Raw genomic sequence first — 23,605 nt, 5'->3', positions numbered from 1 at the left:
ATCAAAAACCCATTTAGTTTTTCCACTTCCACTCAGACGGTTGCCCATCCTCGTTTCAGTGAGAATCACTTTCTTTACTTCTTCCAAATTTTTAAAGATCAAACTTTCGTCGTTAGACGTTAGTCGGTAGCTCTCAGAATTCCAATGCAGTTGCGGCTGCATCTCTAAAAACTAGCGACTAATGACTAAAACAAGGTATTGGTGGAGGTTGACGGGATCGAACCGACGACCCCCTGCTTGCAAAGCAGGTGCTCTCCCAGCTGAGCTAAACCCCCGTTTTACTACTCTGGTGGGTCTGGTTGGACTCGAACCAACGACCCCCGCGTTATCAACACGGTGCTCTAACCAGCTGAGCTACAGACCCAAACTTACTTCGAGCCTGCTTCGAGCCTAAGCCCTTACCAGCTCGTTACCTTGTTAAACAACCGATGAGTGTAGGCACTCAGTCCTGGATATCTCTAGAAAGGAGGTGATCCAGCCGCACCTTCCGATACGGCTACCTTGTTACGACTTCACCCCAGTCATGAAACCCAGCGTGGTAAGCGCCCTCCTTACGGTTAGGCTACCTACTTCTGCCAGATTCCACTCCCATGGTGTGACGGGCGGTGTGTACAAGACCCGGGAACGTATTCACCGCGACATGCTGATCCGCGATTACTAGCGATTCCGACTTCATGCTCTCGAGTTGCAGAGAACAATCCGGACTACGATCGGCTTTCTGAGATTAGCTCCCCCTCGCGGGTTGGCAACCCTCTGTACCGACCATTGTATTACGTGTGAAGCCCTACCCATAAGGGCCATGAGGACTTGACGTCATCCCCACCTTCCTCCGGTTTATCACCGGCAGTCTCATTAAAGTGCCCAACTGAATGATGGCAATTAATGACAAGGGTTGCGCTCGTTGCGGGACTTAACCCAACATCTCACGACACGAGCTGACGACAGCCATGCAGCACCTGTGTCCAGGTTCCCTTTCGGGCACAATCACATCTCTGCGATCTTCCTGGCATGTCAAGGGTAGGTAAGGTTTTTCGCGTTGCATCGAATTAATCCACATAATCCACCGCTTGTGCGGGTCCCCGTCAATTCCTTTGAGTTTTAATCTTGCGACCGTACTCCCCAGGCGGTCAACTTCACGCGTTAGCTGCGGTACTAAAGAAGTCTCCTTCCCCAACACCTAGTTGACATCGTTTAGGGCGTGGACTACCAGGGTATCTAATCCTGTTTGCTCCCCACGCTTTCGTGCATGAGCGTCAGTGTTAGCCCAGGGGGCTGCCTTCGCCATCGGTATTCCTCCACATCTCTACGCATTTCACTGCTACACGTGGAATTCTACCCCCCTCTGCTACACTCTAGCCTTCCAGTTCCAAATGCAGTTCCCAGGTTAAGCCCGGGGATTTCACATCTGGCTTAAAAAGCCGCCTGCGCACGCTTTACGCCCAGTAATTCCGATTAACGCTCGCACCCTACGTATTACCGCGGCTGCTGGCACGTAGTTAGCCGGTGCTTCTTCTGCTGGTACCGTCATCCGCATCTAGTATTAATAGATACGTTTTCTTTCCAGCTGAAAGAGCTTTACAACCCGAAGGCCTTCTTCACTCACGCGGCATGGCTGGATCAGGCTTGCGCCCATTGTCCAAAATTCCCCACTGCTGCCTCCCGTAGGAGTCTGGGCCGTGTCTCAGTCCCAGTGTGGCGGATCATCCTCTCAGACCCGCTACGGATCGTCGCCTTGGTGAGCTTTTACCTCACCAACTAGCTAATCCGATATCGGCCACTCCGAAAGCGAGAGGTCTTACGATCCCCCCCTTTCCCCCTCAGGGCATATGCGGTATTAGCGTAACTTTCGCTACGTTATCCCCCACTTCCGGACATGTTCCGATATATTACTCACCCGTTCGCCACTCGCCACCAGGTGCAAGCACCCGTGCTGCCGTTCGACTTGCATGTGTAAAGCATGCCGCCAGCGTTCAATCTGAGCCAGGATCAAACTCTTCAGTTCAATTCCTGTTACTTGATTCATTTAAGAATCTGGTCTTACTCAAAGTGAATCATTGACATGATTCTTTTCGACTTTGCGTAAGTACTACTATATTTTTAAAGTCGTTTCGTCAGCCTCAAGGACCTTCGAAACTTCCCAAAAACCAAGCACCTACACTCGTCGGTTGTTTGTTTAACTTTTAAAGAGCAGCTGCCGTGGCAGCGAAGAGGTGCGCATTATAGTGACTAAAAACTTGCTGTCAACTTTAATTTCGAACTTCTTACATCCGACACCGAAGCCGGGGAAACGCAATCATTTGAATGAGAGTTAAGCGAATTTAAATACATTTCGCTTCGTTTCAACCCCGCCGCAGCGAAGAGGTGCGCATTATAGGGAGCAAAAAAATCACGTCAACACATTTGTGAAATATTTACGTAATTAATTCCAGTCGACCTGCTCTATCCCATTATTCACTACAATGCGGCCTCGTCTGAAAGGCTATAAATGTCATTGATTACACTTGGAATTGAATCATCCTGCGATGAAACCGGCGTCGCCCTGTATCAAATGGGGCGCGGATTGCTGGCCCATGCCCTGCACACGCAGATCGCCATGCACAGCGAATACGGCGGCGTCGTCCCCGAGCTCGCGTCGCGAGATCACGTGCAGCGCGTCATCCCACTGGTGCGACAAGTGTTGAGCGAAGCCGAGGTGTCGCTGGAACAGGTCGATGCCATCGCCTACACGCAAGGCCCCGGCCTGGGGGGCGCACTATTGGTCGGTGCCAGCGTGGCGAATGCGTTGGCTTATGCGCTCGACATCCCCACCATCGGCATCCACCACCTGGAGGGCCACCTGCTCTCGCCTTTACTGTCCGATCCTGCGCCCTATTTCCCCTTTGTCGCATTATTAGTATCCGGCGGACATACGCAGTTGATGCGAGTGGATGACGTGGGCCGCTACACCTTATTGGGAGAGACGCTGGACGATGCCGCGGGCGAAGCCTTCGACAAGAGCGCCAAGCTGCTCGGCCTCGGCTATCCCGGCGGCCCCGCACTCTCAAAACTCGCCGCACAGGGCAACCCCGACCGCTTCAAGCTGCCGCGCCCGATGCTGCACAGCGGCGACCTCGACTTCAGCTTCAGCGGATTAAAGACGGCCGTACTGACCCTGACCAAACAGCACGAAGTCGACGACCAGACGCGCGCCGACATCGCCTGCGCGACACAGGAAGCCATCATCGACGTACTGGCATACAAGGCGCGCGCAGCATTGGCGCAGACCGGCCTGAGCCAACTGGTGGTAGCAGGGGGGGTCGGCGCCAACCAGCTGCTGCGTCAGCGCCTGAGCAAGGATATCGGCAAGCGCGGCGGCAAGGTGTTCTACCCCGACCTGCAGTTCTGCACCGACAACGGCGCAATGATCGCCTTCGCCGGCGCCCTGCGCCTCGCGCAACACCAGGGCCGCAAGGATTACCGCTTCGACGTGAAGCCGCGCTGGGACCTGCAGGAGATGTGTATCAAATAGGCTACCGTCCCCCGCGAGAGCGGGGATGACGTGAGGTTACTGGGCGGTCTTTTTGGAGCCGATCCGGCTTTCCTTGCCGGCCAGCAGGTTCTGGATGTTGCTCTTGTGCCGCCAGATCAGCAGCAGCGACATGATGGCCGATGCCAGCACCCACTCACGCGGCAAGCCCAGCACCATCGCGTAGACCGGCACGCCGATGGAGGCCACCAGCGCAGCCAGCGACGACAGGCGGAACACCAGCGCGATCACCAGCCAGGTCCCCAGCGCCGCCAAGCCCAGCCAGACATTCAGCGCCAGCAGCACGCCCAGCGCCGTTGCCACACCCTTGCCCCCCTTGAACTTGAGGAACACGGGGAACAGGTGGCCGAGGAACACCGCCAGCGCCACCAGCGCAATGGTCGTCACGCCTTGGGCGCTATGCGCCCCGAACATGATCGCCAGCACCACCGCGATCCAGCCCTTGGCCGCATCGCCCAGCAGCGTCAGCGCGGCAGCGATCTTCTTGCCGCTGCGCAGCACATTGGTCGCACCGGGGTTGCCGGAGCCGTAGGTGCGCGGGTCGGCCAGGCCGAACGCCTTGCTCATCAACACCGCGAAAGAAACTGAACCCAACAGGTAGGCGCACACAACAAAAACTAGGGTCATCATCTGGAATACCTTAAAATGCGAGCGGCGGATTCTACTTGAATACGCCGGCACAACCAACGCACCACCCTTCCGCTCACTCCTCGATACCACCGGGCGAACGGATGCCCCTACAACGGGCTGTACGAATTTGCCGTTCGTGACGAGGTATCGAAGAACGAACGGCGCAACGGACTATCACATGGACATCATCTTTCTGCGCGAACTCAAAGTCGAAACCCTCATCGGCGTCTACGAATGGGAAAAGCAGGTGCCGCAAACCCTGCAGATCGACCTCGACATCGCCCTGCCCGACAGCCGCGCCTGCGCAACCGACGACATCAAGGACGCGCTCAACTACGCCGACATCGTGCGCCGCATCCAGGCCGAACTCGCCGCCCGCCACTTCAACCTGCTCGAAGCGCTGGCCGAACACATCGCCCAAATTATCCTGAAAGACTTCAAGGCCCCCTGGGCCAAGGTCAGCGTCGCCAAGCTGCAGGCGATACGGGGGAGCAGGATGGTGGGGATTAGTATCGAGCGCGGGCAAATAAAATAATGCCACCTACATCGCCGACTTAATTTGAAGGGGCTGACCCATATCGCCTCCGTGGCAAGCCAGAACTAATCTTTCAACAACTTGCAAACCGCACTTAATTCTCTAACTATTTGCACACCGCCCATTTCCCTTGCGCCGCCGAGTAGCGCAGGCTGGTCAGGGGTAGTCGGCGAGGACTGTCTGAGCGCGTAGCGCGAGTTCCGCAGCCGCCTGACCAGTCGAGCAACGCAGGGAACCGCGCAGCGGCGGCAAACCGGGGGCGCCTTCTTTCGGTTACCTTTCTTGGCAAGACAAGAAAGGTAACTTGCTGCCGGGCAACCCCCGGCAGTTTTATGTTGTAGCGAGTTGATGCGCGATACGGGCGGGTTTGAAACCCGCCCCTACAAGTCACCCTCTCGGATGATGCTGCGCATGCAACTGCTTCAACCGCTCCCGCGCCACATGCGTATAGATTTGTGTCGTCGAGATATCCGAATGCCCCAATAACATCTGCACCACGCGCAAATCCGCACCATGGTTCAGCAGGTGGGTGGCGAAAGCGTGGCGCAGCGTGTGCGGCGACAGCGGCTTGTGCAGGCCGCCTGTCTTCGCGTGTTTCTTGATCAAGTACCAGAACATCTGACGCGTCATGCCCTCGCCGCGGGCGGTGACGAACAGCGCATCGCTCACCCTGCCCGCGAGCAGCACGGGCCGCCCTTCGGCGAGGTAGCGGCGCAGCCAGTCCAGCGCCTCTTCGCCCAGCGGAACGAGGCGCTCCTTGCTGCCTTTGCCCATCACACGCACCACGCCCATATCCATGCTCACCTGCGCGATGCGCAGCGTCACCAGCTCCGACACGCGCAGGCCGGAGGCGTACAGCACCTCGAGCATGGTGCGGTCGCGCAGGCCGAGCGGCGTTTGCAGGTCCGGCGCATCGAGCAGCTGCTCGACGTCCTGTTCGGTGAGGCTCTTGGGCAGATTGCGCGGCAACTTGGGCGCGTCGATCTGCAGCGTCGGGTCGGCGTCGATCTTGCCCTGCCGCAACAGGTAGCGGAACAGGCGCTTGAGGCTGGAGATGTTGCGGCTGGTGCTGCTCGGTTTGGCCTTCTGCTTCGCAACCAGATGGGCTAGGTAGCCCTGGATGTCGGCATGAGTGGCAAGCAGAATGGTAGCGTCGCGCTGCTTCTCCAGCCAAGCGGCGAACTTGCGCAGGTCACGACGGTAGCTGTCCAGCGTGTTGCGCGACAGGCCGTCTTCCAGCCACAGGTTGTCGCAGAATTCGTCGAGCAGTTCGGCGTTGTTCATTTCTTCTCCCCTCGCCCACTTGTGGGAGAGGGGTGGGGGAGAGGGGCTTTCTCGCTTCTGCCCTCTCCCCAGCCCTCTCCCTGCAAGGAAGAGGGAGTGGCGCGCTCATGCGCCAGCAGCCAGCGCTTGATGTCCAGCGATTCGCCGCTGCCATGCCGCATGAAGCCGCCGAGGCCCGACTTGCCGACGACGCGGTGGCACGGAACAACGATGGGGATGGGATTCGCGCCGCAGGCCTGGCCCACAGCTTGCGCGCCGGAGTGAAGCTCGGCGGCAAGCTCGCCGTAGCTGCGCGTTGCGCCGGACGGGATGCGCTGCATCGCCTGCCATACTTTCAGCCTGTGCGCCGTGCCGTTCAGCTGGAGCGGCAGATCGAATTGGAAGGCAGGATCGGCGAGATAGGCTTGCAGCTGTTCGCACACCTTACGGCTGAAAGCGTCGCGTGGTGGTTGCGGCGGCGTGCCCGCCGGCAGGAAGTCGATGCCGGTGAGCGCGTCCGCCGTGCAGCGGATGCCCAGCACGCCGAACGGCACTTTCAATTTCGCCTGATATTCCATTTGAGAATGATAGCGCACAAATAAAAACGGGAGCCGAAGCTCCCGTTTCTTTGCAGCAGAAAAACCGCGTGCAGCTTAGCCGCGTGCTGCCAGCTTTTCCTTGATACGTGCCGACTTGCCCGAACGCTCGCGCAGGTAGTACAGCTTGGCGCGACGCACAGCGCCCTTGCGCTTCACTTCGATGCTGGCGATGGTGGGTGCGTAGGTCTGGAAAGTACGCTCAACGCCTTCACCTGCGGAGATCTTGCGCACGATGAAAGAAGAGTTCAGGCCGCGATTGCGCTTGGCAATCACCACGCCTTCGTAAGCCTGGACGCGCTTGCGCTCGCCTTCGACCACGTTCACGTTCACGATCACGGTGTCGCCGGGGGCGAAGACCGGGATGGTTTTGCCCAGACGGGCGATTTCTTCCTGCTCCAGTTGTTCGATCAGATTCACTTTATTACTCCTTGGTTATCGGGTCTTGTTCCTTCTGGAACTGTGCCAGAAGCCGAGACTCCTCTTTTGTCAAATCACGCTTGGCCAACAGATCCGGCCTGCGCAACCACGTTCTGCCCAACGACTGCTGAAGCCGCCAGCGCTGTATGTCCGCATGATTGCCGGACAACAATACCGGGGGCACGGCTTCACCATTAAACACTTCCGGGCGGGTGTAGTGCGGGCAATCCAGCAGGCCTTGCACGAACGAATCCTGCTCCGCCGAATCGGCATCGCCCAATACACCGGGCAACTGCCGCACCAGACTGTCCATCAACACCATTGCCGCCAACTCGCCACCGGACAACACGTAGTCGCCGATGGATATCTCTTCATCCACATACTGGCGGATCAGGCGCTCGTCGATGCCTTCGTAACGTCCCGCCAGCAGGATCAATCCTTCATCTTGCTGAGCCACCAGCTCCTTGACCACCGCATGGGTCAGCAGCCTGCCTTGTGGCGACATATACACCACACGGCTCTTCTTCGCGCCGCCGGCTGCCTGCCGCTGTTTGGCCGCGTTGATCGCGCCGGCCAGCGGCTCTCCCAGCATCACCATCCCGGGGCCGCCGCCGTAAGGGCGGTCGTCGATGGTGCGGTAGTTGTCGGTCGTGAAATCGCGCGGATTCCACGTCTTCAACTCATACTTGCCCTGCTCCGCCGCACGCCGCGAGATGCCGTATTGCGTCAACGCATCGAACATCTGCGGGAACAGCGTGATGACGTCGAAGATCATTTCAGGTAATCCGCCGACCAGTCCACCAGGATGGTCTTGTTTTCCAGATCCACCTGCTTGATCACCGCTTCCACGAAGGGAATCAGGATCTCGCCGCTGTCGCCCTTGACGCTCAACACGTCGTTCGCGCCGGTCTCAAGCAGGTTAGCCACCGTTCCCAGCCGCTCGCCTGCTTCGTTCACCACCGACATTCCTATCAGGTCGGACCAGTAGTACTCGTCTTCGTCCTGCTCCGGCAACTCACTGCGCGGCACCGCGATCAACTGGCCTTTCAGCCTCTCGGCGGCATTGCGATCCGGGCAATCGGCCAGCAGTGCTGCCAGCGTCTTGTTATGGACTTCGCTTTGTTCGACCTTGACCTCGCGCCACGGGCCATGCTCCCGCCCTATCCACCAAGTATCGTAGTCCAGCAGACTGTCGAGATACTCGGTGAATGGCTGGATCTTGACCCAGCCGCGGATGCCGTGCGCGGATGCCACGCGCCCCATGATCACCATGGGGCTGGAGTCATCAGGCTTGTGCTGCTGCACCGGCGCGCTTGACCAGCTTGGCAACGGCTTCGCTCAATTGCGCGCCCTTGCTTTGCCAATGAGCTACGCGTGCCAGGTCCAGGCGCAGTGCTTCTTGTTTTTCCGTAGCGACCGAATTGTAGAAACCGACGCGTTCGATGAAGCGGCCATCGCGGCGATTGCGCGAATCGGCTACGACTACGTTGTAGAACGGACGATTCTTGGAACCGCCACGGGAAAGACGAATGATAACCATATGAAACCTATTTAAAGTTGTTAGCCCAGCAAAAGGGCGCGAATTTTACGACAATTCCTGAACTTATAGCAAGCGCAAGGAAATCAAAGGGTTTGGAGCCTATTTCCAGGCTTCATGCCTCGCACCCCTTGCCCGCTCTTAGCGCCCCAGCAGCACTTCGAGGACGAACTTGCTGCCGAGGTAGGCCAGCAGCAGCAGCACGAACCCGCCCACCGTCCAGCGCACGGCGATGCGTCCGCGCCAGCCGTGGAAGCGATGCCCCCACAACAGCACGGCGAACACGCCCCAGGAGATGAAGCCGAACAGCACCTTGTGATTGAACTGCCATGCCTTGCCGAATATCTCCTCGGAGAAGATCACCCCGGAAGCCAGCGTCAGCGACAGCAGCACGAAGCCGATGCCGATCATGCGGAACAGCAGCGTCTCCATGGTCAGCAGCGGCGGCAGGTTCTGCAGCACGCGAGGCAGCGTCGCATGGTGCAGGCGCTTTTCCACCTGCGAGATCAGCACCGCATGCAGCATGGCGATGGTGAACAGGCTGTAGGCCAGCATCGCCGCAGCGATGTGCGCCTTGAACGCGAACAGTTCGGTGTTCTCCAGCTGGTGCGCGGCCGGAAAGATTTCGGGCAACAGCACCGCCACCGCGGCCAGCGGCAGCACCAGCGCCTGCAAGCCGCCGACGGGATAGAAGAAGCGCGCCACCCAGTACACCAGCAGGGTCAGCCAGACGATCAGCGACAGCGCATTGACCATACTAAGGTTGAATCCGCCCCCGGCGAACACATCCTGTGCGAGCAGGTAACCGTGCAGCGACAGCGGGAGCACCACCCAGTGACCCAATGCGGAACGGCTCAGCACATCACCCTTGCCGCGCACCTGCGCATGCCAGAAATAGACCGCAAGCACGCCGTAAACAGTGAAGGCCAGCCAGGAAAGGATAACGTTAGGCATTTTTTATCGGGATGTTTTAGACTTCGCGGATTCTACACCATACGCAATAACACACCCATATGCTGGACAATCTGACGCAACGCCTTTCCGGCGTCATCAAGAACCTGCGCGGCCAGGCGCGCCTCACCGAGAGCAACATCCAGGACGCGCTGCGCGAAGTGCGCATGGCGCTGCTCGAGGCGGATGTCGCGCTGCCCGTGGTCAAGGATTTCATCGCCCAGGTCAAGGAGGCGGCACTCGGCCAGGAAGTCATCGGCAACCTGAATCCGGGGCAGGCATTCATCGGCGTGGTGCACCGCGAACTCACCAAGCTGATGGGCGAGCACAACGATGCGCTCAATCTCGCCACCACCCCGCCCGCCGTGATCCTGATGGCCGGCCTGCAGGGCGCGGGCAAGACCACCACCAGCGGCAAGCTGGCCAAGCTGCTGCGTGAGCAGCAGAAGAAGAAGGTGTTGCTGGTCAGCTGCGACGTTTACCGCCCCGCCGCGATCGAGCAACTGCGCACGCTGGCGCAACAGCTTGAGATCGATTTCTTCGCCTCCGACATCAGCCAGAAACCGCAGGACATCGCACTGGCCGCGCATGACTACGCGAAGAAGCACTATCACGATGTGCTGATCGTCGACACCGCCGGCCGCCTCGCGATCGACGCTGCGATGATGGAGGAGATCAAGCAGCTGAATGCCGCACTGAAGCCAATCGAGACGCTGTTCGTGGTCGACGCGATGACCGGCCAGGATGCGGTGAACACCGCCAAGGCATTCGGCGAGGCGCTGCCGCTCACCGGTGTGATCCTCACCAAGCTCGACGGCGATGCGCGCGGCGGCGCGGCACTGTCGGTGCGACAGATCACCGGCAAACCGATCAAGTTCATCGGCGTGAGCGAGAAGCCCAACGGCCTCGAAGCCTTCCACCCGGAACGCATGGCTTCGCGCGTACTCGGTATGGGCGACGTGCTGTCGCTGCTCGAAGAAGCGCAGCGCGGCGTGGACATGGCCGAGGCCCAGAAGCTGGCCAAGAAAGTACAGAGCGGCAAGGGCTTCGACCTCAACGACTTCAAGATGCAGATCGTGCAGATGCGCAAGATGGGCGGCATGTCCGCACTGATGGACAAGCTCCCCGCGCAGCTCAGCCAGGCCGCCGCCGGCGCCCAAGTGGACGACAAGCAGATCAACCGCATCGAAGGCATCATCAACTCGATGACCCCGCTGGAGCGCAGCAAACCTGAGTTGATCAAAGCCTCGCGCAAGCGCCGCATCGCCATGGGCGCGGGCGTGCAGGTGATGCACGTCAACCAGCTGCTCAACCAGTTCGAACAGTCGCAGAAGATGATGAAGATGTTCAGCAAGGGCGGGATGGGCAAGCTGATGCGCGGCATGGCGGGCAAATTCCCCGGCCTGCGTTAAATTCAACTCACCCGAAATCGCAACACATCATGACTATCAAAGCCATCATATTCGACGTTGACGGCACGCTTGCCGATACCGAAGACGCACACCGCATCGCCTTCAACAAAGCTTTCGCCGAGAACGGCCTGGACTGGAACTGGGACGTCGCGCTCTACGACAAGCTGCTCAAGGTGACCGGTGGCAAGGAGCGCATCAAGCACTTCGTCGAGACCTGCCTGCCGGAGTTCGAGAGGCCCGCCGACTATGAAGGCTTCGTGAAGAACCTGCATGTGGTGAAGACCGGCCACTACAACGCCATGCTGCGCGAAGGCCGCATCCCGCTGCGCCCCGGCATCAAGCAACTGATCACCGATGCACATGCCGGCGGCATCTTGCTCGCGATCTCCACCACGACCTCGCCCGAGAATGTCGCCACCCTTCTCGAAATCGGCCTCGGCAAGGACTGGGAAAAACACTTCGCTGCCATCGGCTGCGGCGACATCGTGCCGAACAAGAAACCCGCGCCGGACATCTACTTCTGGGTGCTGGACAAGCTGGGCCTGCCCGCTGCCGATTGCATCGCGCTTGAGGACTCAAACAACGGCCTGCGTTCGGCGCTGGCTGCAGGCATCAAGACCTACGTCACCACCAATCCCTATACGCACCGGCAGGACTTCGCCGATGCGGCCGGAGTGTTCGACGACCTGAGTGACCTGGCTAGTTTCTACCGCATCACCGGCCTGCCGCTTCCCAAAGCGTAAATTTCTGTTTAGGATTCACCAGCCGTGGGGGTGTAGCTCAGTTGGGAGAGCGTCTGGTTCGCAATCAGAAGGTCGTCAGTTCGATCCTGATCACCTCCACCATATCCTGTCGCCCAATCCACATTAGGTGCGCAATCTGCCCCCCTGTATGCCAGTCTATTGGCAGACCCCGATGATCCGGCCACCAAAAATCGCCAGCAAACTCACCTATTGAAGATTCTCAAATATTGAGCTGGCCACTCAATTGCACATTTCCATCACAAAGAGACCTCATACCCCTTGTCAACGAATCAAATATCCACAACAATCCGCAGCGGCTTTTGCCACAACCATATGGAGTAATCACAATGAATCGTAAAGAACTCATCGATGCACTTGCAGACAAGACATGCGGCACCAAGGCTGATGCGGATCGCAATATCGCAGCTCTGATCGACATCATCACCAACACTCTGAAGAAAGGCGACAGCCTGACTCTGGTAGGTTTCGGCACATTCGAAGTACGCAAGCGCGCTGCGCGTACAGGCCGCAATCCGGCCACTGGCGAAGAGATCAAGATCAAGGCCTCCAAGCAGCCAGCATTCAAGGCCGGCAAGGCTTTGAAGGATGCGGTAAACAGCGCCAAGAAGTAAGTCTATCCGAATTGGATACAACGCCCCTTCACAGGGGCGTTTTCGTTTGCATCAACAAACCGGCAGTTCATCCCACCCGGTCGTAGGGCCGGACTCTTGTTTCCTCTCTTCATTTTCCATTCCTGCCCCCGCCCGCTGGTAGCGCCCGGTATAAACCGAATCGGCCATTTCGGTTAGAATGCGCCCTTAGCATTCGAACTAACTGAAGGGTAACAACATGTATCAAATCGCTCCTAGCATCCTGTCCGCCAACTTCGCCAAGCTGGGCGAGGAAGTCGACAACGTCCTGGCCTCCGGCGCCGACATCGTGCACTTCGACGTGATGGACAACCATTACGTGCCCAACCTGACCATCGGCCCGCTGGTATGCGAAGCGCTGCGCAAGCATGGCGTGACCGCTCCCATCGACGTGCACCTGATGGTCAAGCCCGTCGACCGCATCATCCCCGACTTCGCCAAGGCCGGCGCGACTTACATCACTTTCCACCCGGAAGCATCCGAACACATCGACCGCACCATCGGCCTGATCAAGGAATTGGGCTGCAAGGCAGGTCTGGTGTTCAACCCATCCACCCCGCTGGACGTACTGGAATACACGCTGCCCAAGCTGGACATGGTGTTGCTGATGTCGGTGAACCCCGGCTTCGGCGGTCAGAAGTTCATCCCCCACGTGCTGGACAAGGCACGCAAGGTCCGCCAAATGATCGATGCAGGCAAGTACAACTGCCGCCTGGAGATCGACGGCGGCGTGGGCCCGGCCAACATCAAGGAAGTGGCAGAGGCAGGCGTGGACACCTTCGTCGCGGGTTCCGCAGTGTTCGGCAAGTACAACGCCAACGACAAGAATCGTTACGACACCATCATCGGCGAGTTGCGTGCCGAGCTGGCCAAGGTCAAGGCGTAACATCATGCGCGCCCAGTCATCCGTGTTGCTGTTAGCCGCTATTACGCTGGTTGGTTGCGACCGGATCACTGGCGCCGCCGACCAGAAGATCTACGATGCCGAGGCGATCGGCTATGCCTGCCGCCTTTCGTACAAGCCGCCCGAGGACTGCATGAAGGAGAACGAGTCGCAAAGCCCGACTTCTATCCTGAGCGGTTGGAAGGCCGCGGACAAGGCCATCAAGGAAGGGATCGTCGACCCCGCCATGGGAAGGCACCAGGCTGCACCACAACCTGTTGCGCCGGCCGTTGCGGCGCAAAGCGAAGTCAAACCCGCCGAGCCCGCAGCCGCATCGAAGGTTGAATCAGCATCTGCGCCGAAAGCGGCCCCCGAGGCGAAAAAAACGGCAGTTGCACCCAACGGTACCAAGGCACCCCGCTAGAGCTCATGCCGCAACTCTTTCACCCGCCCCTGAGCGTGCGCGCCATCGTCATCGACCTCGACGGCACGTTGCTGCACACCGCACCCGAACTGGCCGAGGCAGCCAACCGCATGCTGCGCGACATGGGCCGTGCGCCCGTTTCGCAGGAACTGCTGATGAGCTACATTGGCAACGGCATATCCTGGCTGGTGAAGCGCGCGCTGACCGGCGACATGCACGCCGAACCGGAAACCGCACTGTTCGACAAGGCGCTGCCGATCTTCGAAAAGCACTACACCGAGCTGCTGCTGCAGAGCAAACCGTTCGGCGGCGTGCTGCAAGGCCTGGATGCGATGAAGGCCGCGGGTTTCAAACTCGGCTGTATCACCAACAAGATCGCGCGCTACACCGAACCGCTGCTGAAAGGCATCGGTCTGGCGAAGTATTTCGAGATCGTGCTGTCCGGCGACACACTGCCGGAGAAGAAGCCGCATCCGATGCCGCTGCTGCATGCCGCGCAGTTCTTCGGCGTGCCCATCGAGCAGCTGCTGCTGATCGGCGATTCGCTCAACGACACGGTCGCGGCGCGCGCCGCAGGTTGTCCTGTGTTCTGCGTCCCTTACGGTTACAATCACGGCGAACCGGTGGATGGACTGGACCTCGATGCGGTCATCGCAGACCTGCCCGCCGCCTTGCCATTGATAAAGCGCACGATGCAATGAAGAACGACTACCTCCCGCAAACGATCAGCTGGCGATGGTGAGCCCGGCCTCACCGGACGCCATGCGTCCACACATCGTCTGCAAAATCACCCGGAGGTTTTATGTTGCATCCCATCACTGAACAAGAATTCAACGCACTCGCCGAACAAGGCTATAACCGCATCCCGCTGGTCGCCGAGACCTTTGCCGATCTCGACACGCCGCTGTCGCTGTACATCAAGCTCGCCAACAAGCCCTTTTCCTATCTGCTGGAATCGGTGCAGGGCGGCGAACGCTTCGGGCGCTATTCCTTCATCGGCCTGCCCGCCGACACGCGCATCACGGTGCGCGGCAAGCAGGTGACGCTCAGCCACGGCGACAACGCCACCACGCACACCGTCGACAACCCGCTGGATTTCATCAGCGAATACCAGTCGCGCTTCAAGGTGGCGCCCCTGCCGAACCTGCCGCGCTTTACCGGCGGCCTCGCGGGCTATTTCGGCTACGACACGGTGCGCTACATCGAGCCGCGCCTGGCGAAGACGCAAAAGCCCGACACGCTGGGCACGCCCGACATCCTGCTGATGCTCACCGAGCAGCTCGCGGTGATCGACAACCTGTCCGGCAAGCTGACTTTCATCGTGTATGCCGACCCGGCACAAGATGACGCTTACCCGCTGGCACGCGAGCGCCTGCGCGAGCTCGTCGGCCTGCTGCGCCGTCCGATAGACATACCATTCGCATCGGCCGTCCCGCACCAGGAAGCGCAATCCGAGTTCGGCGAGGCCGCGTTCAAGGCCGCGGTGGAGAAGTCCAAGCAGTACATCTTCGACGGCGACATCATGCAGGTGGTGCTGTCGCAGCGCATGGCGCAGCCCTTCCCGGCGCAGCCCCTGTCGCTGTATCGCGCGCTGCGCAGCATCAACCCCTCGCCCTACATGTTCTATTACGACATGGGCGACCATCATGTGGTCGGCTCTTCGCCCGAGATCCTGGCGCGACTGGAAGGCAACACCGTCACCGTGCGCCCCATCGCCGGCACCCGTCCGCGCGGCAAGACGCCGCAGCAGGATGCCGAACTGGCGACAGAACTGCTGGCCGACCCGAAGGAACTGGCCGAACACCTGATGCTGATCGACCTGGGTCGCAACGACATCGGGCGCGTGGCGCAGAACGGCACGGTGAAGCTCACCGACAAGATGGTGATCGAACGTTATTCGCACGTGATGCACATCGTCTCCAACGTCGAGGCACAACTCAAACCGGGACTCACTGCGATGGACGTGCTCAAGGCTACTTTCCCTGCCGGCACGGTGTCAGGCGCGGCCAAGGTGCGAGCGATGGAGATCATCGACGAACTCGAGCCATCCAAGCGCGGCATCTATGCGGGCGCGGTGGGCTACCTTGGCTTCAACGGCGACATGGATGTCGCCATCGCGCTGCGCACCGCCGTGGTGAAGGACAACATGCTGTACGTGCAGGCGGGCGCGGGCATCGTCGCAGACTCGGTGCCGGACAGCGAATGGATGGAGACGCAGAACAAGGCGCGCGCCGTGCTGCGCGCCGCGGAGATGGTGCTGGACGGACTCGACGCGCAAGCGCATCGCTAGCATGTTGCGACTGACCGAAATCAAACTGCCCATCGAGCATCCCGAGGGCGAAATCAAAGCTGCCATCCTCGAGCGCCTGAACATCGCCGAGAGCGACCTGCTCCGCTATGAGGTGTTCAAGCGTGGCGTCGATGCGCGCAAGAAGAACAGCATCCTGTTCACCTACACGCTGGACGTTGAGCTGCGTAACGAGGCCGCCGTGCTCGCACGCTTCAGGAAAGACCCGCATGTCGGCATCACGCCCGACACCGGCTACCACTTCGTCGCGCAGGCACCTCGGAACCTCAACGAACGCCCGGTGGTGATCGGCATGGGACCTGCCGGCCTGTTCGCGGGACTTATCCTCGCGCAGATGGGCTTCCGCCCGATTATCCTCGAACGCGGCAAGGCCGTGCGAGAACGCACCAAGGACACTTGGGGGCTGTGGCGCCAGGGCAAACTCGATCCGGAATCCAACGTGCAGTTCGGCGAGGGCGGCGCGGGCACCTTCTCCGACGGCAAGCTGTACAGCCAGATCAAAGACCCGCGCTACCTCGGCCGCAAGGTGCTGGCCGAGTTCGTCAAGGCGGGCGCACCGGAAGAGATCATGTACGTGAGCCATCCGCACATCGGCACCTTCCGACTGGTCGGTATGGTCGAAAAGATGCGCGAGACCATACAGTCGCTGGGCGGCGAGATCCGTTTCCAGAGCCGCGTCGACGACGTCGAGATCGACAATGGCCAAGTGCGAGCGGTGGTGCTGAGCAGTGGCGAACGCATGGCGACGAACCACCTGGTGCTGGCGATAGGCCACAGCGCGCGCGACACCTTCGAGATGCTCTACCGCCGCGGCGTTTACATCGAGGCCAAGCCGTTCTCCATCGGCTTCCGCATCGAGCATCCTCAATCGCTGATCGACCGCGCGCGCTATGGCAGCAACGCGGGCAACCCGCTGCTGGGCGCGGCGGACTACAAGCTGGTGCATCATGCCGCCAACGGCCGCTCGGTGTACAGCTTCTGCATGTGCCCCGGCGGCACGGTGGTTGCCGCGACCTCGGAACCGGGTCGCGTGGTCACCAACGGCATGAGCCAGTATTCGCGCAACGAGCGCAACGCGAACAGCGGCATCGTCGTCGGCATCACGCCCGAGGATTACCCCCCCGTTCCGGACGATCCGAAGAGCCCGCTCGCCGGTGTTGAATTCCAGCGCCGCTGGGAGTCGCGCGCGTTCGAACTGGGCGGTGGCACCTACCAGGCACCCGGCCAGCTGGTCGGCGACTTCCTCGCGGGCAAGCCTTCCCGCAACTTTGGCGAGGTTCAGCCGTCTTATACACCGGGGGTGCATCTCACCGACCTGTCCACGGCGCTACCGGATTACGCCATCGCCGCGATCCGCGAAGCGCTTCCCGCCTTCGCAAAACAGATACGCGGGTTCGACCTCGCAGATGCGGTACTCACCGGCGTGGAGACGCGCACCTCGTCGCCCGTGCGCATCAAGCGCAACGACGATGACCTGCAGAGCCTTAACACGCGCGGCCTGTATCCGACCGGCGAAGGCGCGGGCTATGCGGGCGGCATCCTGTCCGCGGCAGTGGACGGCATCAAGGTTGCCGAAGCGGTGGCGTTGAGTATGATGCAGGCAAAGAATTGAGGATTGGAGCAAACATGCTTTTGATGATCGATAACTATGACTCCTTCACCTACAACCTGGTGCAGTATTTCGCCGAGCTCGGCGCGGACGTGGAAGTGCGCCGCAACGACGAGATCACGGTGGAGCAGATCGAAAAACTGAATCCGCAACAGATCGTCATCTCGCCCGGCCCCTGCACACCGAACGAGGCTGGCGTGTCGGTCGCCGCGATCAAGCACTTCGCCGGCAAGGTGCCGCTGCTGGGCGTCTGTCTCGGCCACCAGAGCATCGGCCAGGCCTTCGGCGGCAGGATCATCCACGCCAAGACGCTGATGCACGGCAAGACATCCCTGATCCACCACAACAGCAACAGCGTGTTCACCGGCCTGCCCAACCCGTTCACCGCAACGCGCTACCATTCTCTGGTGATCGAGCGCGAGACGCTGCCGGACTGCCTGGAGATCACCGCATGGACCGACGACGGCGAGATCATGGGTGTGCGCCACAAGACGTTGCCCATCCACGGCGTGCAGTTCCACCCCGAGTCCATCCTCACCGAGCACGGGCACGACATGCTGAAGAACTTCCTGGAAGGGGCAAAGTGATGAACTACGCCCAGACCCTGACCCGCCTACTCGAAGGCCGCGACCTGCCGTTTGCCGACATGCGCGAACTGATGCAGCAGATCATGGGGGGCCAGCTCACCCCGGCGCAGATCGCCGCGGTGCTGGTCATCCTGCGCGCAAAGGGCGAGACGGTAGATGAGATCGCCGCAGCGGCTGCGGTGATGCGCGAGCTGTCGACCAAGGTGAGCGTGCACAACACCGAACACCTGATCGACACTTGCGGTACCGGCGGCGACGGCGCGCAGACCTTCAACATCTCCACCGCGAGCGCGCTGGTCGCAGCCGCGGCAGGAGCCCGCGTCGCCAAGCACGGCGGGCGCTCGGTCTCCAGCACCTGCGGTAGCGCGGACGTGTTGGAGAAGCTCGGCGTGAACGTGAGCCTCAAGCCCGACCAGGTCGCGCATTGCGTGGACAGCATCGGCGTCGGCTTCATGTTCGCCCCCAACCACCACAGCGCGATGAAGCATGCCGCGCCCGTGCGCCGCGAACTCGGCGTGCGCACCCTGTTCAACCTGCTGGGACCGCTGACCAATCCAGCCGGCGCACAGAACCAGGTGCTCGGCGTGTTCCACCAGTCGCTCACCGCCAAGCTCGCGCAGGTGCTCGGCGAGCTCGGTAGCCGCCACGTGCTGGTGGTGCACGGCGCGGACGGCATGGACGAGATCTCGATCAGCGAAGGCACTTACGTCGCCGAACTGAAGGACGGCAAGGTGCGCGAATACACCGTGCACCCGAGCGACTTCGGCCTGCCCAGCGCTCCGGTCGACCTGCTGCGCGTCGCCAACATCGACGAGGCCTGCGAAAAACTGCTGGGCGTGCTGGACAACGAGGCCGGCGCGCCGCGCGACATCGTGCAGCTCAACGCAGGCGCGGCGATCTACGTGGCGGGACTCGCATCCTCGCTCAAGGAGGGTGTCGCGAAGGCCGACCATGCCATCGCCAGCGGCGCGGCCAGGGAAAAACTGGGCCAACTGATCCGTATCAGCAACGATTGACCTGCACAGCGAGCCCGCCATGAGTAACCCCTCCGGAAATTCGATCTCGCTCCCGGTGAAATGGTTGCTTGCGATCCTTGCGGCGCTGTTCCTCGCGGTCTGGCTGGCACCGCCGCAACACGCATTCGAAGGCATCTCGAAATACCAGAGCGTCCACCTGCCCGTCGAGACGCTCTCCATCGTTGTCTCCATGCTGGTATTCGGCGTGGCGTGGAACGCATACAGCAGCGAACGCGCCGCAAACATTATCATCCTCGCCTGCGCCTCGCTTGCCGTGGGACTCATCGATTTCGCCCACATGCTGTCGTTCGCCGGCATGCCGGACTGGGTCACGCCAGCCGGCCCGGAAAAGGCGATCAACTTCTGGCTCGCCGCGCGCTTCCTGTTTGCGGTAGCGCTGCTGGCTGTCGCGCTACGGCCATGGACGCCGCTGTCCCGCCCGAATACCCGTTATGGACTGATGGTCGCAGCGCTCGGCATCAGCGCGCTGGTGTACTGGATCGGCCTGTACCATCAGGACAGCCTGCCACGCACCTTCATCGCGGGCCAGGGGCTTACCCCACTCAAGGTTGGTGCCGAATACTTCATCGTTGGCATCCTCGCCATTGCCGCCCTGATCTTCTGGCGGCAGGCGCAACGCGGCGAATCTCGCGAGGCGGCCGGACTGTTCAGTGCCGCCGTCATCACCACGCTCAGCGAACTGAGCTTCACGCTCTATTCCGACGTGACCGATGTGTTCAACCTGCTCGGCCATGTCTACAAGATCGCCGCCTACATCCTCATCTATCGCACCATCTTCGTCGGCAGCGTGCATGAACCTTTCCGCCGCGTAGTGCAGGCGGAAGCCTCGCTGCGGCACGCGAACCGCGCGCTCAAAACGCTGAGCGCCTGCAACCACACGCTGGTGCATTCGGACAGCGAAGCGCAGCTGCTGCAGAACATGTGCCGCGTCATCGTGGAAGAGGGAGGCTATCCGCTGGCTTGGGTCGGCGAAGCGCAGCAGGATGAGGCGAAGACCGTGCGCCCGGTGGCGCAATTCCCTGCAGATAGCGATTACCTCAGGACGATCCATGTCAGCTGGTCGGAAGAAAAGGCGGAAGGCCGCGGGCCGACCGGAACGGCGATACGCACCGGCCAGACTCAGGTGATTCAGGACTTCGCCGGCGACGAGCGCATGACCCCGTGGCGCAAGCCCGCCCTGACCTACGGCTACCGCGCCAGCATCGCATTACCCCTGCAACACGACACTACCAGCCTCGGCGCCCTCACCATCTATGCGGACGAAGCGAATGCCTTCGACAGCGTGGAAATCGCGCTGCTGGAGGAGATGGCGATGGACATCGCTTTCGGCATCGTCAATCTACGGACACGAGGAGAGCTCGAACGGCAGCGCCTCAATCGCCAGCACGAGCTCGAGCTGACACGCGACAGCCTGCACGACACGGTGCAGGCGATCGCCGCCACGGTCGAGATGCGCGATCCCTACACCGCCGGCCACCAGCGGCGCGTAGCCGACCTCGCCGCCGGCATCGCCGGCGAGATGGAACTGACGCACGAACAGATCTACGCGATCCATCTCGCCGGCATCGTGCACGACCTCGGCAAGATATCCATCCCTGCGGAAATCCTGAGCAAACCGGGACAGTTGAGCGCCATCGAATACACGCTGGTCAAGCAGCACCCGCAGGCCGGCTACGACATCCTCAAGGGGATCGAATTCCCCTGGCCGCTCGCGCAATTCGTGCTGCAGCATCACGAACGCATGGACGGCTCGGGCTACCCGCAGGGACTGAAGGGTGACGAGATCCTGCTGGAGGCGCGCATCCTCGCGGTGGCCGACGTAATCGAGGCGATGGCCTCGCACCGCCCCTACCGTGCCGGCCTGGGCCTCCAGTCCGCATTCGAGGAAGTCAGCACGCACCGCGGCACGCGCTACGACCCCGCCGTGGTGGATGCCGCGCTCCGCCTGTTCCGGGAAAAGAACTACCAGCTCAAATCGTAAAGCGGTCTTGCAGCGAGGCTGCGCATACCGCCGGATAACGCAGCCTCACTTTCAGCTCCATCTTCATCCTCTCGTTGCCCAGCCGCCGCGATTCGTTCGTGAACGACAGCAGCGATTCCGGCAGCACCCGTTGGGCCTCGGCACGTCCGACGCGCGGCACGCGCGGCAAGCCATACGCATCCGCCACCGCATCGAAGTAGTCGCCCATCTTCATCCCGCTATCGTCGCTGGCGTGGCATACGCGGTTCGGCTTGGCGTATCGCAGGGCGCTCACCGCGATGCGCGCCAGGTCATCGGCGTGGATGTGGTTGGTGTAGCCGTCCTCTTCCGCCGCGATGGCCGGTGTCCCCTGCCGGATGCGCTCCAGCGGCAGGCGGTCCGCCGCATAGATGCCGGGCACGCGCAGGATGGCCGCACAGACAAGGTTGCGCTTCGCCCAGGCGCGGATCTGCCGCTCGGCATCCACGCGCCGTTGCGCGCGCGGAGACTGCGGCTTGGGCGGCCGCGTCTCGTTCACCCGCGCACCGCCGCAATCGCCGTACACGCCGCTGGTGCTGATGTAGACCAGCCGCTTTGGCTGCGTATCCTGCGACAAGGCGGCGAGCAGGTTGCGCGTGCGCGTGTCGCGTGCGCCTGTGGCTGGGGGCGGCGCGAAATGCAGCACGGCATGTGCGAGTCCGGCGATGCGCGAGAGGCTGGTGCGATCGTCCAGGTCGCCGACTATGGGCGTCACGCCGAGCGCGCGCAGCTTTTCGCGCTGCGCCGGATTGCGCACCAAGGCATATACGCGATAGCGCCGCACCAGCGAGGGGATGACGCGCAGCGCGATGTCGCCGCAGCCGATGATAAGCAGTCGTTTCACTTTTTCATTATGCGTTAAAATCCGTGCTTTTCCGAAATCCGATATTCGTATTGCCATGACTTTCAAGACGACCATCCTGCCGAGCAACCATTCCTTCCCCATCGAGGCCGACGAGACCATCTTGGACGCGGGGTTGAAGCACGGCTACACACTGCCCTACAGTTGCCGGAACGGCGCCTGCGGCGCGTGCAAAGGCAAGGTGCTGCAAGGCTCGGTAGATCACGGCAAGTCGCAGGCGCATGCGCTGACCGACGCGGAAAAGGCGCAAGGCATGACGCTGTTCTGCTGCGCCAAGCCGCTGTCCGATATCACCATCGAATGCCACGAGGTCAGCACGGTAAAGGACATCCAGGTCAAGACCATGCCGTGCCGCGTGGAGAAGATGGAAAAGGTCACCGATGACGTGATGGTGCTCAAGCTCCGTCTGCCCGCGAACGAGCGCCTGCAGTTCCTCGCCGGGCAGTACATCGACATCCTGCTGAAGGACCAGAAGCCGCGCAGCTTCTCGCTGGCCAACGCACCGCACGACGATGAACTGCTCGAACTGCACGTGCGCAACATCGCGGGCGGCGCGTTCACCACCCACGTGTTCAACGAGATGAAAGAACGCGACATCCTGCGCATCAAGGGGCCGCTCGGTACCTTCTTCCTGCGCGAAGATTCGGACAAGCCCATCATCTTCGTCGCCAGTGGTACCGGCTTCGCGCCGGTAAAGGCCATCATCGAACACGCGCTGCACATCGGCGTGAAACGCCCGATGCATTTCTACTGGGGCGTGCGCAAACAGGCCGACCTGTACATGCTGGACAAGATCAAAGAGTGGGAAGCTCTGGGCATCAAGTCCACGCCGGTGGTATCGGATGAGCCATGGTCGGGGCGCAGCGGCTTCGTGCACCAGGCGGTCATGGAGGACTTCAGCGACCTGTCAGGCTACGACGTCTATGCCTGCGGCGCACCGGTGGTGGTGGAAGCGGCGTTCCGTGAGTTCACCACGCAGCGCGGCCTGCCCAACGAATCGTTCTTCTCAGACGCATTCACCTTCGCGCCGAAGATCTAGGGCGCATTAACGCTGGTTCTGTAGCGATAGGCGCATCTCGCCACCGTCCTGCTCGATCCTGAATTTCTGCAGGACGTTCATGCCAAGCAGGGGTTGAGTCAGGTTCGGCGCGATCATCACCGGCACATCCCTGATCTGGAACGGCCCGAACCTGAGCTTCGCGGCGATGCTGGCGCAGCCGCTGGCAGAGCCGCCTGCCGTCTGCATCAGCACCTGGTCCTTGCAGTAAACGCCCGCCGCCAACGCCACCGACCTCGGCAAAACAACGCTCGACGCACCGGTATCGACGACGAAGTTTAGCGGTTTGTCGTTGATCGAACCGTTAACAGAATAGTGACCATTGCCTTGCGGGATGACGAGCTTGCAATTGGCAGCCGACGCTAAAGCACCATCGGCCGATTGTTGCTCTCCGGATGACGCGAAGGATGGCGCAGACCATGACTTGAGCGATTGGGCATCCTGCTTGCAGGGCGCTTCCTGGTAAACCAGGTCGCCCTGAGGATTCCGGCATTTGTAGACCGTGCCGGCCCATGCAACGTCGGCAAACAACGCGAGTACTGCAAATATGAAGAACTTGCTGGGCATAACCACCTC

The 23,605-nt window shown here is 60.9% G+C and carries 24 protein-coding genes, 3 tRNA genes and 1 rRNA gene; 15 read left to right on the top strand and 13 right to left on the bottom strand.

Annotated features, from left to right (window positions below; genetic code table 11):
• Positions 1 to 199 precede the first annotated feature (199 nt).
• The 3 genes from FGKAn22_RS01615 to FGKAn22_RS01605 all read right to left on the bottom strand — a co-directional run bounded on the left by FGKAn22_RS01615 (position 200) and on the right by FGKAn22_RS01605 (position 2,002).
• A tRNA-Ala gene (locus tag FGKAn22_RS01615) sits at positions 200 to 275 on the bottom strand.
• Between the two features lie 12 nt (positions 276 to 287).
• A tRNA-Ile gene (locus FGKAn22_RS01610) sits at positions 288 to 364 on the bottom strand.
• A 98-nt stretch (positions 365 to 462) separates the two neighbouring features.
• A 16S ribosomal RNA gene (locus FGKAn22_RS01605) occupies positions 463 to 2,002 on the bottom strand.
• A 489-nt stretch (positions 2,003 to 2,491) separates the two neighbouring features.
• On the opposite strand from FGKAn22_RS01605, the gene tsaD reads away from it, so the two are divergent.
• Positions 2,492 to 3,508, top strand: a complete 1,017-nt coding sequence (gene tsaD / locus FGKAn22_RS01600) for a tRNA (adenosine(37)-N6)-threonylcarbamoyltransferase complex transferase subunit TsaD (RefSeq protein ID WP_212787122.1) — start codon at positions 2,492 to 2,494, stop codon at positions 3,506 to 3,508.
• A gap of 36 nt (positions 3,509 to 3,544) precedes the next feature.
• Here tsaD and plsY read toward each other — a convergent pair whose 3' ends face one another.
• Complete coding sequence (gene plsY, locus FGKAn22_RS01595) at positions 3,545 to 4,156, bottom strand: glycerol-3-phosphate 1-O-acyltransferase PlsY (protein ID WP_212786247.1); 612 nt, start codon at positions 4,154 to 4,156, stop codon at positions 3,545 to 3,547.
• Between the two features lie 178 nt (positions 4,157 to 4,334).
• Between plsY and folB the strand changes: the two genes are divergently transcribed.
• A complete protein-coding gene (gene folB, locus FGKAn22_RS01590) occupies positions 4,335 to 4,691 on the top strand; it encodes a dihydroneopterin aldolase (RefSeq protein ID WP_212786246.1) in 357 nt (118 codons plus the stop codon).
• 387 nt (positions 4,692 to 5,078) lie between these two features.
• On the opposite strand, the gene xerD is transcribed toward folB, so the two are convergent.
• From xerD to FGKAn22_RS01555, 7 genes are all read right to left on the bottom strand, one after another.
• Complete coding sequence (gene xerD, locus FGKAn22_RS01585; protein WP_212786245.1) at positions 5,079 to 5,975, bottom strand: site-specific tyrosine recombinase XerD; 897 nt, start codon at positions 5,973 to 5,975, stop codon at positions 5,079 to 5,081.
• A complete protein-coding gene (locus tag FGKAn22_RS01580) occupies positions 5,972 to 6,532 on the bottom strand; it encodes a methylated-DNA--[protein]-cysteine S-methyltransferase (RefSeq protein WP_212786244.1) in 561 nt (186 codons plus the stop codon). Before FGKAn22_RS01580 ends, xerD begins: the two co-directional genes overlap by 4 nt.
• A gap of 75 nt (positions 6,533 to 6,607) precedes the next feature.
• Positions 6,608 to 6,970, bottom strand: coding sequence for a 50S ribosomal protein L19 (rplS, locus tag FGKAn22_RS01575; RefSeq protein WP_212786243.1), 363 nt, complete (start codon positions 6,968 to 6,970; stop codon positions 6,608 to 6,610).
• 4 nt (positions 6,971 to 6,974) lie between these two features.
• Positions 6,975 to 7,745: a tRNA (guanosine(37)-N1)-methyltransferase TrmD gene (gene trmD, locus FGKAn22_RS01570; RefSeq protein ID WP_212786242.1), complete on the bottom strand. Its 771-nt coding sequence runs from the start codon at positions 7,743 to 7,745 to the stop codon at positions 6,975 to 6,977.
• Entirely contained in the window at positions 7,742 to 8,242 is a 501-nt protein-coding gene (rimM, locus tag FGKAn22_RS01565) for a ribosome maturation factor RimM (RefSeq protein ID WP_212787121.1), read from the bottom strand. Before rimM ends, trmD begins: the two co-directional genes overlap by 4 nt.
• Positions 8,243 to 8,255: 13 nt before the next feature.
• Positions 8,256 to 8,510 carry a 30S ribosomal protein S16 gene (rpsP, locus tag FGKAn22_RS01560; RefSeq protein WP_212786241.1) on the bottom strand — a complete coding sequence of 85 codons (255 nt, stop codon included), beginning with the start codon at positions 8,508 to 8,510 and terminating at the stop codon, positions 8,256 to 8,258.
• A gap of 138 nt (positions 8,511 to 8,648) precedes the next feature.
• Positions 8,649 to 9,461: a cytochrome C assembly family protein gene (locus FGKAn22_RS01555; protein WP_212786240.1), complete on the bottom strand. Its 813-nt coding sequence runs from the start codon at positions 9,459 to 9,461 to the stop codon at positions 8,649 to 8,651.
• 59 nt (positions 9,462 to 9,520) lie between these two features.
• On the opposite strand from FGKAn22_RS01555, the gene ffh reads away from it, so the two are divergent.
• The 12 genes from ffh (at position 9,521) to FGKAn22_RS01495 (ending at position 21,092) form a co-directional block, all read left to right on the top strand.
• Positions 9,521 to 10,870 (top strand): signal recognition particle protein, encoded by a 1,350-nt coding sequence (gene ffh, locus FGKAn22_RS01550; protein ID WP_212786239.1) that lies wholly within the window; start codon positions 9,521 to 9,523, stop codon positions 10,868 to 10,870.
• Positions 10,871 to 10,899: 29 nt separating this feature from the next.
• Entirely contained in the window at positions 10,900 to 11,613 is a 714-nt protein-coding gene (locus FGKAn22_RS01545; RefSeq protein ID WP_212786238.1) for an HAD-IA family hydrolase, read from the top strand.
• Between the two features lie 26 nt (positions 11,614 to 11,639).
• A tRNA-Ala gene (locus tag FGKAn22_RS01540) sits at positions 11,640 to 11,715 on the top strand.
• A gap of 194 nt (positions 11,716 to 11,909) precedes the next feature.
• Positions 11,910 to 12,245, top strand: coding sequence for an HU family DNA-binding protein (locus FGKAn22_RS01535; protein ID WP_212787120.1), 336 nt, complete (start codon positions 11,910 to 11,912; stop codon positions 12,243 to 12,245).
• 217 nt (positions 12,246 to 12,462) lie between these two features.
• Positions 12,463 to 13,149: a ribulose-phosphate 3-epimerase gene (gene rpe, locus FGKAn22_RS01530; protein ID WP_212786237.1), complete on the top strand. Its 687-nt coding sequence runs from the start codon at positions 12,463 to 12,465 to the stop codon at positions 13,147 to 13,149.
• 4 nt (positions 13,150 to 13,153) lie between these two features.
• Positions 13,154 to 13,570: a hypothetical protein gene (locus tag FGKAn22_RS01525; protein WP_212786236.1), complete on the top strand. Its 417-nt coding sequence runs from the start codon at positions 13,154 to 13,156 to the stop codon at positions 13,568 to 13,570.
• 5 nt (positions 13,571 to 13,575) lie between these two features.
• Entirely contained in the window at positions 13,576 to 14,271 is a 696-nt protein-coding gene (locus FGKAn22_RS01520) for a phosphoglycolate phosphatase (RefSeq protein ID WP_212786235.1), read from the top strand.
• A 101-nt stretch (positions 14,272 to 14,372) separates the two neighbouring features.
• On the top strand, positions 14,373 to 15,860 hold the full coding sequence (gene trpE, locus FGKAn22_RS01515) for an anthranilate synthase component I (protein WP_212786234.1): 1,488 nt from the start codon (positions 14,373 to 14,375) through the stop codon (positions 15,858 to 15,860).
• A 1-nt stretch (position 15,861) separates the two neighbouring features.
• Positions 15,862 to 17,490, top strand: coding sequence for an NAD(P)/FAD-dependent oxidoreductase (locus FGKAn22_RS01510; protein WP_212786233.1), 1,629 nt, complete (start codon positions 15,862 to 15,864; stop codon positions 17,488 to 17,490).
• A 14-nt stretch (positions 17,491 to 17,504) separates the two neighbouring features.
• Positions 17,505 to 18,074 (top strand): aminodeoxychorismate/anthranilate synthase component II, encoded by a 570-nt coding sequence (gene pabA, locus FGKAn22_RS01505; protein WP_212786232.1) that lies wholly within the window; start codon positions 17,505 to 17,507, stop codon positions 18,072 to 18,074.
• Positions 18,074 to 19,090 (top strand): anthranilate phosphoribosyltransferase, encoded by a 1,017-nt coding sequence (gene trpD / locus FGKAn22_RS01500; protein WP_212787119.1) that lies wholly within the window; start codon positions 18,074 to 18,076, stop codon positions 19,088 to 19,090. Before pabA ends, trpD begins: the two co-directional genes overlap by 1 nt.
• Positions 19,091 to 19,109: 19 nt before the next feature.
• The gene (locus FGKAn22_RS01495; protein ID WP_212786231.1) at positions 19,110 to 21,092 is read left to right on the top strand and encodes an MASE3 domain-containing protein; all 1,983 of its coding nucleotides are present in this window, start codon (positions 19,110 to 19,112) and stop codon (positions 21,090 to 21,092) included.
• On the opposite strand, the gene FGKAn22_RS01490 is transcribed toward FGKAn22_RS01495, so the two are convergent.
• Positions 21,082 to 21,954, bottom strand: coding sequence for an SDR family oxidoreductase (locus FGKAn22_RS01490; RefSeq protein ID WP_212786230.1), 873 nt, complete (start codon positions 21,952 to 21,954; stop codon positions 21,082 to 21,084). The genes FGKAn22_RS01495 and FGKAn22_RS01490 overlap by 11 nt on opposite strands.
• A 55-nt stretch (positions 21,955 to 22,009) precedes the next feature.
• Here FGKAn22_RS01490 and FGKAn22_RS01485 point away from each other — a divergent pair, with 55 nt between their 5' ends.
• Positions 22,010 to 23,011, top strand: a complete 1,002-nt coding sequence (locus tag FGKAn22_RS01485) for a CDP-6-deoxy-delta-3,4-glucoseen reductase (RefSeq protein WP_212786229.1) — start codon at positions 22,010 to 22,012, stop codon at positions 23,009 to 23,011.
• A 6-nt stretch (positions 23,012 to 23,017) separates the two neighbouring features.
• Here FGKAn22_RS01485 and FGKAn22_RS01480 read toward each other — a convergent pair whose 3' ends face one another.
• Positions 23,018 to 23,596 (bottom strand): TIGR02281 family clan AA aspartic protease, encoded by a 579-nt coding sequence (locus tag FGKAn22_RS01480; protein WP_212786228.1) that lies wholly within the window; start codon positions 23,594 to 23,596, stop codon positions 23,018 to 23,020.
• Positions 23,597 to 23,605 lie beyond the last annotated feature (9 nt).

Source organism: Ferrigenium kumadai (genome assembly GCF_018324385.1).
Taxonomy (GTDB): domain Bacteria; phylum Pseudomonadota; class Gammaproteobacteria; order Burkholderiales; family Gallionellaceae; genus Gallionella; species Gallionella kumadai.
Note: the sequence above shows the minus strand (reverse complement) of the source record. Positions and strands in the feature narration are given on the sequence as shown.

Excerpts from the sequence above, each read along its gene's own strand:
- plsY (WP_212786247.1), bottom strand. The coding sequence starts at position 4,156 with ATGATGACCCTAGTTTTTGTTGTGTGCGCCTACCTGTTGGGTTCAGTT.
- folB (WP_212786246.1), top strand. The coding sequence starts at position 4,335 with ATGGACATCATCTTTCTGCGCGAACTCAAAGTCGAAACCCTCATCGGC.
- xerD (WP_212786245.1), bottom strand. The coding sequence starts at position 5,975 with ATGAACAACGCCGAACTGCTCGACGAATTCTGCGACAACCTGTGGCTG.
- FGKAn22_RS01580 (WP_212786244.1), bottom strand. The coding sequence starts at position 6,532 with ATGGAATATCAGGCGAAATTGAAAGTGCCGTTCGGCGTGCTGGGCATC.
- trmD (WP_212786242.1), bottom strand. The coding sequence starts at position 7,745 with ATGATCTTCGACGTCATCACGCTGTTCCCGCAGATGTTCGATGCGTTG.
- rimM (WP_212787121.1), bottom strand. The coding sequence starts at position 8,242 with ATGGTGATCATGGGGCGCGTGGCATCCGCGCACGGCATCCGCGGCTGG.
- rpsP (WP_212786241.1), bottom strand. The coding sequence starts at position 8,510 with ATGGTTATCATTCGTCTTTCCCGTGGCGGTTCCAAGAATCGTCCGTTC.
- FGKAn22_RS01555 (WP_212786240.1), bottom strand. The coding sequence starts at position 9,461 with ATGCCTAACGTTATCCTTTCCTGGCTGGCCTTCACTGTTTACGGCGTG.
- ffh (WP_212786239.1), top strand. The coding sequence starts at position 9,521 with ATGCTGGACAATCTGACGCAACGCCTTTCCGGCGTCATCAAGAACCTG.
- FGKAn22_RS01545 (WP_212786238.1), top strand. The coding sequence starts at position 10,900 with ATGACTATCAAAGCCATCATATTCGACGTTGACGGCACGCTTGCCGAT.
- rpe (WP_212786237.1), top strand. The coding sequence starts at position 12,463 with ATGTATCAAATCGCTCCTAGCATCCTGTCCGCCAACTTCGCCAAGCTG.
- FGKAn22_RS01525 (WP_212786236.1), top strand. The coding sequence starts at position 13,154 with ATGCGCGCCCAGTCATCCGTGTTGCTGTTAGCCGCTATTACGCTGGTT.
- FGKAn22_RS01520 (WP_212786235.1), top strand. The coding sequence starts at position 13,576 with ATGCCGCAACTCTTTCACCCGCCCCTGAGCGTGCGCGCCATCGTCATC.
- trpE (WP_212786234.1), top strand. The coding sequence starts at position 14,373 with ATGTTGCATCCCATCACTGAACAAGAATTCAACGCACTCGCCGAACAA.
- FGKAn22_RS01510 (WP_212786233.1), top strand. The coding sequence starts at position 15,862 with ATGTTGCGACTGACCGAAATCAAACTGCCCATCGAGCATCCCGAGGGC.
- pabA (WP_212786232.1), top strand. The coding sequence starts at position 17,505 with ATGCTTTTGATGATCGATAACTATGACTCCTTCACCTACAACCTGGTG.
- trpD (WP_212787119.1), top strand. The coding sequence starts at position 18,074 with ATGAACTACGCCCAGACCCTGACCCGCCTACTCGAAGGCCGCGACCTG.
- FGKAn22_RS01495 (WP_212786231.1), top strand. The coding sequence starts at position 19,110 with ATGAGTAACCCCTCCGGAAATTCGATCTCGCTCCCGGTGAAATGGTTG.
- FGKAn22_RS01485 (WP_212786229.1), top strand. The coding sequence starts at position 22,010 with ATGACTTTCAAGACGACCATCCTGCCGAGCAACCATTCCTTCCCCATC.
- FGKAn22_RS01480 (WP_212786228.1), bottom strand. The coding sequence starts at position 23,596 with ATGCCCAGCAAGTTCTTCATATTTGCAGTACTCGCGTTGTTTGCCGAC.